This window comes from Mesorhizobium sp. WSM4819 (assembly GCF_055811215.1).
Map to the genome: position 1 here is coordinate 136,958 of NZ_JBVVQO010000001.1, position 14,431 is coordinate 151,388.

Annotated in this window: 15 protein-coding genes and 2 pseudogenes; 5 read left to right on the plus strand and 12 right to left on the minus strand. The window is 62.7% G+C overall.

Annotation, left to right across the window (positions count from 1 at the left end; all coding sequences use genetic code 11):
- Positions 1-204: 204 nt before the first annotated feature.
- Positions 205-1,635 carry a D-alanyl-D-alanine carboxypeptidase gene (locus AC0L18_RS00620; RefSeq protein ID WP_473490213.1) on the plus strand — a complete coding sequence of 477 codons (1,431 nt, stop codon included), beginning with the start codon at positions 205-207 and terminating at the stop codon, positions 1,633-1,635.
- Positions 1,636-1,679: 44 nt separating this feature from the next.
- Here the strand turns inward: AC0L18_RS00620 and AC0L18_RS00625 are convergent, their stop codons facing one another.
- Positions 1,680-2,381, minus strand: coding sequence for a DnaJ domain-containing protein (locus tag AC0L18_RS00625; protein ID WP_473490214.1), 702 nt, complete (start codon positions 2,379-2,381; stop codon positions 1,680-1,682).
- On the minus strand, positions 2,378-3,109 hold the full coding sequence (locus AC0L18_RS00630) for a vWA domain-containing protein (RefSeq protein WP_419693396.1): 732 nt from the start codon (positions 3,107-3,109) through the stop codon (positions 2,378-2,380). Before AC0L18_RS00630 ends, AC0L18_RS00625 begins: the two co-directional genes overlap by 4 nt.
- Positions 3,110-3,291: 182 nt before the next feature.
- Between AC0L18_RS00630 and AC0L18_RS00635 the strand changes: the two are divergent.
- Both AC0L18_RS00635 and AC0L18_RS00640 read left to right on the plus strand, forming a co-directional pair.
- Positions 3,292-3,627, plus strand: a pseudogene (locus AC0L18_RS00635) (MBL fold metallo-hydrolase); the annotation flags it as partial.
- Positions 3,628-3,723: 96 nt separating this feature from the next.
- Positions 3,724-4,278, plus strand: coding sequence for an MBL fold metallo-hydrolase (locus AC0L18_RS00640; RefSeq protein ID WP_473490445.1), 555 nt, complete (start codon positions 3,724-3,726; stop codon positions 4,276-4,278).
- On the opposite strand, the gene AC0L18_RS00645 is transcribed toward AC0L18_RS00640, so the two are convergent.
- Both AC0L18_RS00645 and AC0L18_RS00650 read right to left on the minus strand, forming a co-directional pair.
- Positions 4,275-4,712, minus strand: coding sequence for a DUF1489 family protein (locus AC0L18_RS00645; RefSeq protein WP_473490215.1), 438 nt, complete (start codon positions 4,710-4,712; stop codon positions 4,275-4,277). The two genes, AC0L18_RS00640 and AC0L18_RS00645, sit on opposite strands and share 4 nt — an antisense overlap.
- Before the next feature lie 122 nt (positions 4,713-4,834).
- Complete coding sequence (locus AC0L18_RS00650; protein ID WP_473490216.1) at positions 4,835-6,238, minus strand: L-serine ammonia-lyase; 1,404 nt, start codon at positions 6,236-6,238, stop codon at positions 4,835-4,837.
- Positions 6,239-6,399: 161 nt separating this feature from the next.
- On the opposite strand from AC0L18_RS00650, the gene AC0L18_RS00655 reads away from it, so the two are divergent.
- The gene (locus tag AC0L18_RS00655) at positions 6,400-7,155 is read left to right on the plus strand and encodes a DUF599 domain-containing protein (protein ID WP_473490217.1); all 756 of its coding nucleotides are present in this window, start codon (positions 6,400-6,402) and stop codon (positions 7,153-7,155) included.
- 188 nt (positions 7,156-7,343) lie between these two features.
- Here the strand turns inward: AC0L18_RS00655 and AC0L18_RS00660 are convergent, their stop codons facing one another.
- From AC0L18_RS00660 to AC0L18_RS00680, 5 genes and pseudogenes are all read right to left on the minus strand, one after another.
- On the minus strand, positions 7,344-8,909 hold the full coding sequence (locus AC0L18_RS00660) for an amidase (protein ID WP_473490218.1): 1,566 nt from the start codon (positions 8,907-8,909) through the stop codon (positions 7,344-7,346).
- On the minus strand, positions 8,909-9,367 hold the full coding sequence (locus AC0L18_RS00665) for a GNAT family N-acetyltransferase (RefSeq protein WP_023801201.1): 459 nt from the start codon (positions 9,365-9,367) through the stop codon (positions 8,909-8,911). Before AC0L18_RS00665 ends, AC0L18_RS00660 begins: the two co-directional genes overlap by 1 nt.
- Positions 9,368-9,374: 7 nt before the next feature.
- Positions 9,375-9,662, minus strand: a complete 288-nt coding sequence (gene gatC, locus AC0L18_RS00670; protein ID WP_128168140.1) for an Asp-tRNA(Asn)/Glu-tRNA(Gln) amidotransferase subunit GatC — start codon at positions 9,660-9,662, stop codon at positions 9,375-9,377.
- A 92-nt stretch (positions 9,663-9,754) separates the two neighbouring features.
- Positions 9,755-10,170: pseudogene (locus tag AC0L18_RS00675) on the minus strand (hypothetical protein).
- Positions 10,171-10,208: 38 nt separating this feature from the next.
- The gene (locus tag AC0L18_RS00680; RefSeq protein WP_473490219.1) at positions 10,209-10,916 is read right to left on the minus strand and encodes a metal-dependent hydrolase; all 708 of its coding nucleotides are present in this window, start codon (positions 10,914-10,916) and stop codon (positions 10,209-10,211) included.
- Positions 10,917-11,016: 100 nt separating this feature from the next.
- Between AC0L18_RS00680 and ruvX the strand changes: the two genes are divergently transcribed.
- Positions 11,017-11,502 (plus strand): Holliday junction resolvase RuvX, encoded by a 486-nt coding sequence (ruvX, locus tag AC0L18_RS00685; RefSeq protein ID WP_473490220.1) that lies wholly within the window; start codon positions 11,017-11,019, stop codon positions 11,500-11,502.
- On the opposite strand, the gene AC0L18_RS00690 is transcribed toward ruvX, so the two are convergent.
- The 3 genes from AC0L18_RS00690 to AC0L18_RS00700 all read right to left on the minus strand — a co-directional run bounded on the left by AC0L18_RS00690 (position 11,469) and on the right by AC0L18_RS00700 (position 14,349).
- On the minus strand, positions 11,469-11,780 hold the full coding sequence (locus tag AC0L18_RS00690) for a DUF6105 family protein (protein WP_023801196.1): 312 nt from the start codon (positions 11,778-11,780) through the stop codon (positions 11,469-11,471). The genes ruvX and AC0L18_RS00690 overlap by 34 nt on opposite strands.
- A 367-nt stretch (positions 11,781-12,147) precedes the next feature.
- Positions 12,148-12,567, minus strand: a complete 420-nt coding sequence (locus AC0L18_RS00695; RefSeq protein ID WP_473490221.1) for a UPF0158 family protein — start codon at positions 12,565-12,567, stop codon at positions 12,148-12,150.
- A gap of 153 nt (positions 12,568-12,720) precedes the next feature.
- On the minus strand, positions 12,721-14,349 hold the full coding sequence (locus tag AC0L18_RS00700) for a DNA alkylation response protein (protein WP_473490222.1): 1,629 nt from the start codon (positions 14,347-14,349) through the stop codon (positions 12,721-12,723).
- Positions 14,350-14,431: the final 82 nt, after the last annotated feature.

Sequence of the window (14,431 nt, forward strand, 5' to 3'; positions counted from 1 at the left end):
GGCGCCGGCCATCCGGCCAGCAGATCGGCGCAACCGTCGGGCAATGGCTAAAATTCAAATAAAGAAAAGCTCAAGCTCGAAGAAAATGGTGAACGCCGCGGTTACCATAAACGGATTGGTAACGCTGGCCGCGATAGCTTGGCTTGAAGTGAGGCAGGACCCCTTTGCCGCCTCCACCGCAACAAAAATTCAAAGGAACCATCGGTGCGTCAGGCGTTGTCGGGCATTCTCTCCAAATCCGCGTCCTCCTTGAAAACGATCATGACCATCGCTTTGGCGATGACATTCGTCGTTGCCGGCGCTGCTTCGTCCATGGCGGCGAGGTCGGCGGCCATCGTCATCGACGCCAAGACCGGCAAGGTGCTTTACTCTTCGAATGCCGATGGCCGACGCTATCCCGCCTCGCTCACCAAGATGATGACGCTTTACCTGGCGTTCGAGGCCATGGCGAACGGCAAGATCGGCAAGAACTCCCGGGTCGTCTTCTCCGCCAATGCTGCTGCCGAGCCGCCGACCAAACTCGGCGTCAAACGGGGCGGCGCGATCACCGTCGAGACCGCGATCCTCTCGATGGTGACCAAGTCGGCAAACGACTCGGCGACCGCAATCGGCGAACTTCTCGGCGGCAATGAAGCCAATTTCGCCCACATGATGACTGCCAAGGCGCGGGCACTGGGCATGAAGGGGACCGTTTTCCGCAACGCCCACGGCTTGCCAAATCCTGGTCAGTTCACCACCGCGCGCGACATGGCGGTGCTCGGCATCGCGCTGCGGGAGCATTTTCCCCAGTATTACGGCTATTTTTCGCAGCGTTCCTTTCTCTACGGCCGCAGGCGCATCAACGGCCACAACCGCCTGCTTGGACGCATCAAGGGAGTCGACGGCATCAAGACTGGCTACACCCGCGCCTCCGGCTACAATCTCGTCTCCTCGGTCGACGACGGCGACCGCCGCATCGTCGCGGTGGTCATAGGCGGGAAATCCGGCGGCAGCCGCGACAACCAGATGGCCGCATTGATCAAAACCTACCTGCCGAAGGCGTCGTCGCGCGGCAGCGGCATGCTGATCGCCAAGGCTGGCGGCGGCAACCCGATCACCGCTCTGGCGAAAGTATTCCTGCCCAAGCGCGACGCGCCGACGCCGGACAGCAGGCCGGACGACGATGCGGCGTACAACGAGGCTCCGGACGGCGATGCCATTGCCTCCCTGGTGGAGGAAACCGAGCCCGTCGTTGAAGAAGCCGTCCCCGTCGTGGAGACCAGGCCCGTCTCTCGGACAAAGAAGGTCGAAACCGTGGCCGCGGCCACGGCGGACGATGTGGCAACCGCACGGGTCGCAGCAGCCTATGGCGAGCCGGCAAAGGTCGATCCCGTCAACACGGCATCGGTGCCGTCCGGCTGGGCAGTCCAGGTCGCCTCTTCGCCAAAACAGTCCGAAGCCCAGGCTCTCCTGGACGAGACGAGCAAACAGGCGCCTTCGGTGCTGGCCGATGCTGTGGGCTTCACCGTCGCCTTCGAGAAGGGCGGCGTCACCTACTACCGCGCCCGGTTCGGCTTTGGCTCGAAGACTGCCGCCTCGAAAGCCTGCAACGCCCTGAAGAAAAAGAAAATCGAGTGCTACGCCGTCCACCAGTAGGCGGCGTCGAAACATCTCCCGGAAGAGTTCTGCGTCGAAGGAGACTAGTTGTGATTGGAGAGCAAGACGTCCTTGGCTTCGTTGATCCGCGCCGCCAGAAACGAAGTGCCGCCGAGATCGGGGTGCAGGCGCTGCATCAGGCGGCGGTGCGCCTTGCGGACATCCGCCGCGGCGGCCCCCGCTTCAAGACCAAGGATCTTGTAGGCCTCCTCCTTAGTCATGGCGCCCGAACCTGGCGAAACACCCAGCCCGTCGCCACCATTCGCCTCCGCGTCTTTGCGCCAGATGGGAAATCTGCCGTCAAGATACGTCTCTAGCAGCTGGCGGCTCTCCGGGTCGCTGGGGAGTTCGCGATAAAGCTGCTGCAATTCCGCAAGGCTCATCGTGCCTAGCATCTTGCCTTCATGGCGGCCGGCGAGCACGAGCCCCTCCAGATTGCCGGTATCGTGATCAAGCTCCATTTCGAGGGCCGCGGTGCGCACCGTCGAATACTTGCCCGGCTCCAGTTTCGCCGTCGGCCGCTTCATCCGCATCGAGCCATACCAGGCGAGCGCCGTCGACAGGATCAAGCCGCCGATGCCTGCGCGTCCAACCAGAAGCGCGGCGACGCCGATCAGCGCCAGCAGGACAGGCCCAAGCGTCCTCATCCAGCTTGCGAGTTTCGCGGGGTCGGAGCGCAGAAACACCATGGCCACGCCGAGCAGCACCAAAAGCAACGCCACGAATGCGATAGTCGCGCCCATCATTTCCTGCCGCTCCGCAGATGCTCGATCATCAGCCGGTCTTCCGGCCTGCCCCTGGCCTCCAGAGCCTTCAGCCCGCCCGTCGCAAACACCGCAACCGCCGATAGCAGGCTGGCCAAGGTTGCGGCGGCCCGCCGGTCAAATCGGAACCAGGCGCCTTTGGACAGCCGCGCAATTTCCTTGAACGCCTTTTCCGCGCCGGCATCATGGCCCTCCTGAAAGACGAAGACAGGAACGCCGTGCAGGCCGAGGCTGCCGGCCTTTTCCGCCAGATCGTCGATATTTTCCTCCATCGCATCGCCGATATAGACCAGCGCGTTGACCTTGGCCGCCGCCGTCTGTTTCAGCGCATGGGCGAGCACCTTGCCGATCTGGGTGTGGCCGCTGCGGCATTCGATCCGCGTCATCAGCTGCTTCAGCGCGTTCGTATCGGTGACGAATGCGGATGAGCGGCATTCGCCAAAACCGCGAAAATAGACCAGTTGGACCTTGAGCGCCCCGGCCTTGCCGACGGCGTCGAACATCTCGCCCTGCAGCGCACAGGCGAGATCCCAGGTCGGCTGGCGGCTCATGGTCGCGTCGAGGGATAGGATCAGCCTGCCAGTACCGGTCGCGGACGCAGCCAGCGTCCTTGCCTGACGGATAAACGCGTCGATCTCGCCGGTGCTCGATTGGGATTCGACCGGCGCAGGATTAGCCTTTGCGGGCACGGGCTGCTTCTTGTCGCTCATGACATTCAAGATGTGGCGTTGTCGCACAGCTTGCAAGCCCGGCATGAGGCGAGATGGAGGGCCGGCGATCACATCGCAGCTTTGAATTTTGGGGGTCTTCCTGGATCAACGCTTGATTGCCAAGTCGCTGGTACGACCTAATTTCCTGGTCGGCAAGACAAGTGGACCCTCCGGAGGTAACCATGCCAGACCTCAAGCCTGTTGACAGCGTCGAAGTACTCGTTCTGGTCGACAACACAACCGACAATCTCTCCTCGGCGCCTGCATTCGTCGAAACCGAGTTTGGAGCGCTGGGACGCAAGCGGCGCGGCGCCTGGGTCCTTGGCGGCGCGTGCCTCTGCTGCGCCGCGCATGGCCTTTCCTGCCTGATAACGATCAGACAGGGCGCGGAGATCAGGATCATCCTGTTCGACAGCGGTCCGGAGGACCGCATATTCGAGCAAAATGTCTCAAGGCTGGGAGTTGATCTGGGATCGGTCGAAGCCATCGTCCTTTCGCATGGCCATTTTGACCATGGCGGGGCGATGCTAAGAGCGCTGCAGATCATCCGTGACCGGAATGGCGGTCGCTGGATTCCTTATTATTCCCACCCCGACATGTTCCGGACACGCGCGATGAAACAGCCGGATGGCGGCATGCTGCTCTTGGAGGATGTTCCGGGCATCGACACGCTGACGGCTCATGGCGCCAAGGTCATCAACACCACCGAGGCGCAGCCGATAGCGAACGGCATGGCTTTTCTGAGCGGCGAGATACCGCGCGTAACAACGTTTGAGCGAGGTCTTCCTGGGCAGCATCGGATGAAGTTGAACGGCGAGGGATGGGAACCCGATGAGTTGCTCATCGACGAGCGGTTCGTCGCCATTAATGTCACGGGCAAGGGTCTGATCATCTTCACTGCATGTACTCACGCCGGAGCAGTCAACGTGCTGAAACATGCGAAGGAAACGTTCGGCGACACGCCAATTCACGCTGTCGTCGGAGGCTTGCATCTGGCTGGTCCGAATGAGCGGATCATCCCTGAAACCGTCAAGTCGATGGGCGAATTCAACTTGGCCTGCATCGTCGCCGGTCATTGCACCGGCTGGCGCGCCATGAACGCCCTTTCAGACGCTTTTGGAGAAGAAAGGCTCGTGCCGATTTCGGTAGGCAAGCGATATCCGTTCTAGAGCAGGCCGAGATCGGCAAGCTCGCGCCTGAGTTTCGGCGGCATTTCGACCAATCCCGCTTTGCCCTTGGTGAGATCGGCCGGTGCGTCCGACGGTTTCAGATAGCGCCAGCCCTGAAAGGCGCGGCGCGGCTGCCATTCGGTCAGCACGACCGCGGGATCGAGGATCAGGTGACAGCGGCCGATACCCTCGTCATCGGTGAAAGGACGGATTTCGGTGATCAACTGGCGGCATTGCACATTGCCCTTGATCACCCAGTAGAGCGAACCGCCATCGGTGATTTCGGCGCCGCGCGTCGGCATCATGCGGGTGGTGTGGTAGTGCTCGACCGGTTCACCGGCGCGCCGCCGTTCGTCGAGGCGGAACGCGATCCATTCTTCGAGATCTTCGACGCTGTCGCAGCCAACGCAGAGCTTTATGAGATTGAGGGACATGGATCAAGGTTTAGTCCGGCGCGCGAAGGCGTCAACTGGCCCAATCGACTTTCTCCACAGTGCCGACTTTCTCCACAGTGCCGCTGTTCTCCACGGCGCCAATCCACAGTGCAAGGTTTGGCTCAGCATTCCACGATATTGACGGCCAGTCCGCCGAGGCTGGTTTCCTTGTATTTCTCGTTCATGTCGAGGCCGGTCTGGCGCATGGTCTCGATCGCGGCATCGAGCGGCACGAAATGAACGCCGTCGCCCTTGATGGCCAGCGACGCGGCAGTCACCGCCTTGACGGCGCCGAGCGCGTTGCGCTCGATGCAAGGCACCTGCACCAGCCCGCCGACCGGATCGCAGGTCATGCCGAGATGATGCTCAAGCGCGATCTCGGCGGCGTTCTCGACCTGCTCGGGCGTGCCGCCCATCACGGCGCACAGCCCCGCTGCCGCCATCGCCGAGGCCGAACCGACCTCGCCCTGGCAGCCGACCTCGGCGCCCGAGATCGAAGCGTTGGTCTTGATGATGCCGCCGACCGCTGCTGCGGTCAGCAGGAAATCGCGGATGCTTGGCTGGTCGGCCTCGGGATGGAAATGCAGCCAGTAGCGCAGCACCGCCGGCAGCGTGCCTGCAGCACCATTGGTCGGCGCGGTGACGACGCGCCCGCCGGCGGCGTTCTCCTCGTTCACCGCCATGGCATAGATCGACAGCCAGTCGTTGGCGAGCAGCGGATTGGGCCGGTTCTGCCGCCACTGCTCCTGCAGCTTGTCATGCAATTGTCGCGCGCGTCGGCGCACCTTCAGGCCGCCCGGCATGATGCCGTCCTGCGACAGCCCGCGCTCGATGCAGCTCTTCATGGCGCTCCAGATGCCGTCGAGGCCGGCGTCGAGTTCTTCACGCGACATCTGCGTCTCTTCGTTGACGCGCTTCATGTCGGCGATGGAAAGACCGCTTTTCGCGGCCATCGACAGCATCTCGACAGCATTCTTGAAGGGGTATGGAACCTTCTTGCCTTCGCTCGTCACCGAGCCCTTCGCCTTCATCCGCTGCAGTTCTTCTTCGGAAACCACGAAGCCGCCGCCAATCGAATAGTAGATGCGCTTGAGCAGCAGGCGGTCGTCGGCATCATAGGCGGAGAAAGCCATGCCGTTGGCGTGGCCGGAAAGCGGCGTCTTGCGATCCAGCACCAGATCCGTGGCCGGGTCGAAGCGATAGGACGGATGGCCGGGCGCCGAAATCCGCTTCTCGGCGGCGATACGGACGACGATGCTGTCGGCCTGATCGGGGTCCACCGTCTGCGGCGTCTGGCCGGCAAGCCCAAGCACGATGGCGCGATCTGAACCATGGCCGATGCCGGTATAGGCAAGCGAGCCGTGCAGGCTGGCGGCGATGCGGTCGACCTTGGCGCCGGCCGGGCGTGGCCAGTCATCTCCCGCGACCTCGTCGAGAAAACGCCGCGCGGCCGTCATCGGTCCCATCGTGTGCGAACTCGATGGTCCAATGCCGATCTTGAACAGGTCGAAAACCGAAAGGAACACGCGCCGCTCTCTCCTATTGGAATTTACATATAGGAATTCCTGTGATGTTTCCGCTCTTTCGAAGATTGCGGCGCTGCACCTGCCGACCTTGTGTGCTCCGGCAGCGACATCGTTGCGTTCTGCCATCGAAGCGCCGCCACGGCTTGTGGTAAGAGGGTTGCATGGGCGATTCCTTCCATTTGTCGACGGCAGACCTCGTTGCGCTTGCCTTCTTCGTTTTCGTGTGGGTGCTGCATACGCTCGCCTCCGACGGAAAGCTGGTCAGGCGCATGTCGCTGACGACGGCGATGAACGTCCAGCGTCAAGCCTGGATGCGGAACATGGCCGAACGCGAGGTCCGCATTGTCGACACCGCCATCATGGCCGGCCTTCAACAGGGAACCGCCTTCTTCGCCTCCAGTTCGCTGATTGCGATCGGCGGCTGTTTTGCCCTGCTCGGCGCCTCCGATCAGGTTGTTTCGGTGCTGAGCGACCTGCCGCTCGGCGCGACGGCGTCCCGCTCCGCCTTTCAGATGAAGGTGTTCGGATTGGTGCTGATCCTTGCCTATTCCTTTTTCAAGTTCGGCTGGGCCTACCGGCTGTTCAACTATTGCTCGATTCTGATCGGTGCGGTGCCGATTCCGCACGGCGAGGCTTCACGCAACCCGGTCAGCGAGACGGCGGTATGGCGGGCGGCGCGCATGAACATGCTGGCCGGAAAACATTTCAATTCCGGCATGCGCGGCGTGTTCTTCTCGATCGGCTATCTCGGCTGGTTCGTCGACCCAAAAGTATTCGTGCTGTCGACGCTGCTGTTGCTGGCGGTTCTGGTGCGTCGCCAGTTCTTCTCGGCGGCGCGGCAAGCCGTGATCGGTCAGCCGCCCGAGCCGGCACCCGGTCCGGGAAAAAGCCGATCGATGCGGCCCGACAGCCGGTAGGCGACGAGCCCGGTCCATTCGCGGACCGCCGTGCTGGTAGCTGCAGCGAAACGAAGGGATCGTCGCGAGACAGGCCGATGCCTTCCTTGCCGGAGGTGCGGATCGCCAGATTCAACGGCTGGACGAGGAGCCAGAAGACCTTGGAAAGATGTTAGAACTTCCCTCACCCCTTCAGGTGAGAGACGACACTACCACCACTTTTCCGGCTGGAACGTACCCGCCGCCTGTTCGATGACATGGGCGGTCTGGAACAAGGTTTCCTCGTCGAACGGCCTGCCGATGAGCTGCAGGCCGAGCGGCAGGCCCTTGGCGTCGAGCCCTGCGGGCACGGCGATGCCCGGCAGTCCGGCCATGTTCACGGTCACCGTGAAGATGTCGTTGAGGTACATTTTTACCGGGTCGGCGGCCATGTCCTCGTCGGCGATGCCGAAGGCCGCTGACGGCGTCGCCGGTGTCAGGATGACGTCGACGCCGGCAGTGAATGCGTTCTCGAAATCCCGCTTGATGAGGTTGCGCACCTTCTGCGCCTGCAGATAGTAGGCGTCGTAGTAGCCGGCGGAGAGCACATAGGTGCCGATCATGATGCGGCGCTTGACCTCGCGGCCGAAGCCGGCGGCGCGGGTCTTCTCGTACATGTCGACGATGTCCTTGCCCGGCACGCGCAACCCGTAGCGGACGCCGTCATAGCGGGCTAGGTTCGACGAGGCTTCGGCGGGCGCGACGATGTAATAGGCCGGCAACGCATATTTGGTATGCGGAAGAGAAATGTCGACGATCTCGGCGCCGGCATCTTTCAGCCAGGCAATGCCCTTCTGCCACAGCGCCTCGATCTCGTCGGGCATGCCGTCGACGCGGTATTCCCTCGGGATGCCGACCTTCATGCCCTTGATCGGCTTGCCGATCGCCGCCTCGTAATCCGGCACCGGGCGGTCGACCGAGGTGGTGTCCTTCGGATCGACCGAGGCCATGGATTTCAAGAGAATCGCAGCGTCACGCACGTCGCGGGCGATCGGACCGGCCTGGTCGAGCGACGAAGCGAAGGCGACGATGCCCCAGCGCGAGCAGCGGCCGTAGGTCGGCTTGATGCCGACCGTGCCGGTGAAGGCGGCGGGCTGGCGGATCGAGCCGCCGGTGTCCGTGGCGGTGGCACCGGCACACAGGAACGCCGAAACGGCGGAGGCCGAGCCACCCGACGAGCCGCCCGGCACGAGCTGGGCGTTATCCAGCGTGCGCGCGGTTCTGGTGCCGCCGGCCGAAACAAAGCCGCCATCGCCCTGATGCGTGGTCGGCATCACCATCGTGTCGACGCGCGAACGCCGCCATGGATTGACGACCGGGCCGTAGTAGGAGCTCTCATTGGACGAGCCCATGGCGAACTCGTCCATGTTGAGCTTGCCGAGCATGACCGCGCCGTCGGCCCACAGATTGGCGGTGACGGTCGATTCGTAGTGCGGCTTGAAGCCGTCCAGCACATGGCTGCAGGCCTGGGTGTGGATGCCTTCGGTGCCGAACAGGTCCTTGACGCCGAGCGGAATGCCTTCGAGAGACCCGCCCTCGCCCTTCGCAAGCTTTGCGTCCGAGGCCCTGGCCATGTCGCGCGCCTTGTCATCGGTTACGACGACATAGGCATTGAGCGCCGGATTGGCCCGCTCGATTGCCTGGAGATAGGCTTCGGTGATCTCGGTTGCGGTGATTTCCCGGGCGCGCAGCTTGGCGCGGGCCTGCGAAATCGTCAGGTGGGTCAGGTCGCTCATCAGGCAAGGCTCTTTTCGTAAAACACCGACCACCCGGAATCGGGATAGTCCAGCACCGGGCCGCAGCGCGAAAATCCGGCGCGTTCATAGACGGTCCACGCAGCCGGATGGCGGTCGCCGGTTTCCAGCACCAGACGCTTCAGTCCTTCATTGCGCGCCAGCGCCTCGATTCGCTCGACGATCCCGGCGCCGATCTTCTGCCCGCGATGCGAAGGCCGCGTGTACATGCGCTTGACCTCGCCGACGGCGCCATCGTGGCGTTTCAGCGCGCCGCAGCCGATGGCGAGGCCGTTGTCGCGAGCGATGAAGACAGTCGTGTCGTTGTCGGCCATCTGCTCGACGGTCATGTGGGAGCAGTGCTCCGGCGGCGTCAGTTCCAGCAGCGTGTCGTTGAGCTCCTTGACCAGCCCGCGCACGTCGTCCTGCAGCGGCGTTTCGATGGCGATCTCGATTGCCATCGGCCCGCTACTCCACGACCTTCGGAACGAGGAAGAAATTCTCTTCGGTCGCCGGTGCGTTGGCGACGATGTCGGCCGCCTTGCTGCCGTCGGTGACGACGTCCGGGCGCTTCTTCATCTCCATCGGAATGACCGACGTCATCGGCTCGACGCCGGCGACGTCGACCTCGTTCAACTGCTCGACAAAGCCGAGAATGGCGTTCAACTCGCCGGTCATGCGCTCGGCATCCGCCTCGCTCACCGCAATGCGGGCGAGACGCGCGACGCGCTTCACTGTCTGCAGATCAACGGACATATTTGCTTGTGCCTCGGGAAAACCAGTCCGCGCTATAGCGGCGCGGCGCGTGCCGCGCAACATGCATCGTGCCGAGAACTCAGCCAGAAGGTCTATGGCAGGGCCACACCGTCGCAGAGGAAAAAGCTGCCGCTGTTGCCGCTCGCCTCGCTTTCGTCTTCCGCAGGTCGGACGGAATTAGATCGATCTGCTTCGGGCTCAATTGCGTTACGGAGAGAACGTCCGGAAAGACATGTCCCGGCTCCTGACATATGGCTGTCACCGCCCAACTCGGCGATAGCGTCGCCTTGGTGATCTGAAGGAACTCGCAATCGTATTCGACGCTTTGCAGGCCACGCGCCGAGAGCACGATGTTGCCGGCGTCGATCAGCGCCTCCAGTGTGTACTTCTTGGCCTGCGCACAAAGGTCCTCGGACTGGAGATAGACGCCTTTGATGAAGTCCTCCGCGGCGGGAGCCGGGGAGGCCACAGAAAGAACAGAAATGAAAAGAAAGCCCCTCAAAACCATGTTTTCACTCCATTTTGGCGCCTTATACCTAGCGTCTTCTACAAGCTAATCATCCCGCCGATCTCCGGCAACGCCACCTTCACGCCGGATCCCTCCAACCCCGCGACGAACTTGTCGGCGGCCTGGTCGATGATCGGAAACGTGCCGAAGTGACTGGGAATGACCGTCTCGAACTGAAAGAAGCGCCGGCAGGCAAGGGCTGCCACCGCGCCGCCCATGGTGAAGCGGTCGCCGATCGGCACGATGCCGATCTTCGGCTCGTGCAGTTCGTTGATCAGCGCCATGTCGGAAAAGATGTCGGTGTCGCCCATATGATAGAGCGTCTTGTCTTCCTGGAAATGCAGCACGAGGCCTCCGGGATTGCCGAGATAGGTGTTCTGGCCCTTGTCGCCCGGGAACGACGAGGAATGCAGCGCCTGGACGAAGGTGGTGGTGAAGCCGCCGCAATCGATCGTGCCGCCGATATTGCCCGGATTGATCTTCTTGTCGCTGACGCCCTTGCCGACCAGGTACATGCAGACCTCGAAATTGGCGACCAGCATGGCGCCGCTTTTCCCGAGCACTTCAAGCGCACCGCTGATGTGGTCGCTGTGGCCGTGGGTCAACAGAACATGGGTGACCCCTTCCGCCGGCTCTTCCCAGCCGCCCGTCCATGACGGATTGCCGATCAGGTAGGGATCGATGAGGATTTTCGCCTCGGCGGTTTCGACGCGAAATGCGGAATGTCCGTACCAGGTCAGTTTCATGAATGCCTTCCTCGATTTTTGCTTCGCCAAAGGATAGAACGCCGGCAGTGAAATTAAAGTCCCACAGCGTCCTTTGCGGCGTGTAGTCCGAGGAAAGCCGTTGAGCATCATCACCATCGAGGAGTTGCCGGCGCGGCTCGGCGGCGGCAAGACGCTGGCCGGGCTCGACCTTGGCGACAAGACGATTGGCGTGGCGGTTTCCGACCGGAGCTTTGCCTTCGCCCACCCGCGTCCCGTCATCATGCGCAGGAAATTCTCGCTGGATGCCGCAGTGCTGCTCGCCTTGCTGGAGAAAGAGAATGTCGGGGCCGTGGTGCTCGGCCTGCCGGTCAACATGGACGGGTCGGAAGGCCCGCGCGCCCAGAAATCCCGCGCCTTCGCCCGTAACATGGCTGGTGTGACCGACCTGCCCTTCGTCTTGTGGGACGAGCGGCTGTCGACGGTGGCGGCCGAGCGGACGCTGATCGAGATGGATTTTTCGCGCCGCAAACGCGCCGGCAAGATCGATTCGGCCGCGGCGGCCTTCATTCTGCAAGGCGCGCTCGACCGGCTTCAGGCGCTCGGCGTCGACGCCTGGTCGAAATAGCGGTCGCGCATTATCCTGATCCAGCCACCGATCACCCGGCGCCGGCGAAACGCCCAGAACGCCATGAGCAGCAGGCTGTCGAGGATGCAGGCCTTCGCCACCATGCCGGGGATGAGCGCCGGATCGATGCCAAGCATCTCGCCATAGAGCTGGAAAACGAGGTCATGCAATTGGCGGCTCAGCATGACATAGCCGAAATTGATGTCGTTGAGCGACAGGAAGAACCAGCCCCAGAACAGGGCGAGCGGCGTCGCCCATAGCGCGAACAAGGTGCGCATCAGCTGTCCCTCAAGGGCGTGTCCGCCCTCAAGGGCGTGTCCGGCCTCAAGTTCGTGTCCAGCCCCAGGTTCGCGTCCAGGCTGCCTGAAATGCGCGAGAGCGCCGAGTTGTGCGCCGCCGCGTTCGCCGTCAAGGAGCTCAATATATGCCGCATAGCGTTCCTGCTTCCGTAGACAGGACAGTGGGCTTTGCGGCTTGCCGCCGCAATGGAAACCATTTGTTAAGGTTAACGGTCATCCACAGCGGCGTTGAGCGTTATCTCGCCTGATACCGTGGCTTGGACGTGGATTTCGCCCGCTCCCCAATAGGCCCTGGGGCCAGTCATCGGAACGATCCTGACACCACCAGACGCTTGATACCTCAACTTCAGCTGCTGACCTTGATGTCGTTATCCGCGCACCAGGTCTTCAACGCCTCTTCCGTGGCTTTTTGCTCGAACTCGTACCATCGATCAATGGCGCCCCTGTGCTCCAAAAGATCCTTGAAGCGGGCATAGGCACCCGACCGGCTGAAGATCTCTCGAACCTTGTCGTAATCGTCGGGCAGGTGGTGGCGCGCGAATGCCAGCACCAGCGGTTTGCCGAGATCGAGCTCGCGCTTGTCCGGGATGGCGATGTATCTCTCGCTGTCCTCGACGTCGTCAGGCAGTTCTTCAACATTGTCCGCCCAGTCGGAATGCCAGTAGATCTTGCCTGTCTCCTTGCACAGATAGGCCTGATTTTCGCCGGCTCCGCCGGAGTTCACGAATTCGAACGCGTCCAGAAGCTCGCTGAAATTGACTGCCATTCCCATCTCGCTGCGCATGAGCCTGTCGTCGCCGTATACAACCCTATCTAATCGGGCGCGAACGTGGGAGTTCCCACAGTCTCAGATTGTTTGCGCCGCGCTCGCAATCATCTAGCGGCGTGACAGACGACGAGAAACCTTGCCGAAGTCGCTTCAGGTGACCGGTGGGTACAGCGTGTCGATGATCATGCGCGCGTCATGGCGTGAATCGAGCATGCCATAGGTGTTGCGCCACTGGCCGGCGAGGCGCGTCTCGACGAAGGCGTCGGCGATCCGCCCTGCCCCCAGCCTGCGAAGCTCCGCCGCCGCCGCCGACAGCGCCAGTTGCTCGGTGAGCAGACGCGCCGAGCCCTCGTCGGTTGCCGCGACCTGCATGGCTGCCTTGAGCACACCGACGGTGCCGCGTCCGCCGGCGCCGAGATCGCGATCGATGCCGGACAGCACCTCCTCGAACAGGCCGGGTGCACGCCCCAGCACGCGCAGCACATCGAGCGCCATGACATTGCCGGATCCCTCCCAGATCGCGTTGACCGGAGCTTCGCGATAGTAGCGGGCGAGCGGGGCCTCCTCGACATAGCCATTGCCGCCGAGACACTCCATCGCCTCATAGAGCAGCGGCGGTGCGATCTTGCAGACCCAGTATTTGACGACCGGCGTCATGGCGCGCGCAAAAGCCGCCTCGCCGCGATCGCCGGCCGCCTCGTCGAAAGAGCGCGCCAGTCGGAATGACAGCGCGGTGGCGGCGGCGACGTCGAGCGCCATGTCGGCCAGCACGCGCTGCATCAGCGGCTGCTCGATCAGATTGGTTCCAAACACCTGGCGGTGACGGGTGTGGTGGACGGCTTCGGCCAGCCCGGCTCGCATGATCGCCGACGAGGCGATCGCGCAGTCGAGCCGGGTCAGCGTCACCATATCCATGATCGTCTTGACGCCTGCCCCGGGCTCGCCGACCATCTCGCCGATGGCATTGACGAACTCGACTTCGGACGAGGCGTTGGAGCGGTTGCCAAGCTTGTCCTTCAGCCGCTGGAAGCGGAAGCCGTTGCCCGAGCCATCGCCGAGAATGCGCGGAACGAGAAAGCACGAAAGTCCTTCCGGCGCCTGTCCAAGCACCAGGAACGCATCCGACATCGGCGCCGACATGAACCATTTGTGGCCGGTCAGCCGATAGAAGCTGCTGCCGGCGCGCTCGGCCCTGGTGACGTTGGCGCGGACGTCGGTGCCGCCCTGCTTCTCGGTCATGCCCATGCCGAGCGTCAGCCCGGCTTTTTCGACCGGCGGCTTCTGGCTCTGGTCGTATTTGCGTGTCGTCACCCGTGGCGCCCATTCGCGAAACAGTTTTGGGCTTGCCATCAGCGCTGCCAGCGAGGCGCTGGTCATGGTGATGGGACAGAGATGCCCTGTTTCGAGCTGCGCCGTCAGGTAGAAACGGGCGGCCCGCACCTGATGACGGCGGCCGATCTCGGCATCGCCATTTTCCCAGACCGACGAATGCAGTCCGTTCGCCACCGACCGGCGCATCAGCGCATGATAGGCTGGATGGAACTCGACCAGATCGATGCGCCGGCCCTGGCGGTCATGGGTCCTGAGCTTCGGCGTCTCGACATTGGCGAGGCGAGCCAGTTCCTGCGCCTCCTGCGTCAGCACGAAACGGCCAAGCCCATCGATATCCTTGCGCACCGGATCGGAAAAACGCTCGGCAAGCTGGATCAGCAACGGATCGCCTCGCCAGGCGTTGCCGCCTGCCAGCGGCGGCGGCTGGTTCGTCACGTCGTCGGTCACACACTGTCCTTATCATCACAAGGCCACGAATCCGAAGCCATCAGCTAGATATAGCCCAAGCCGCGCAACGCGCGCGACGAAA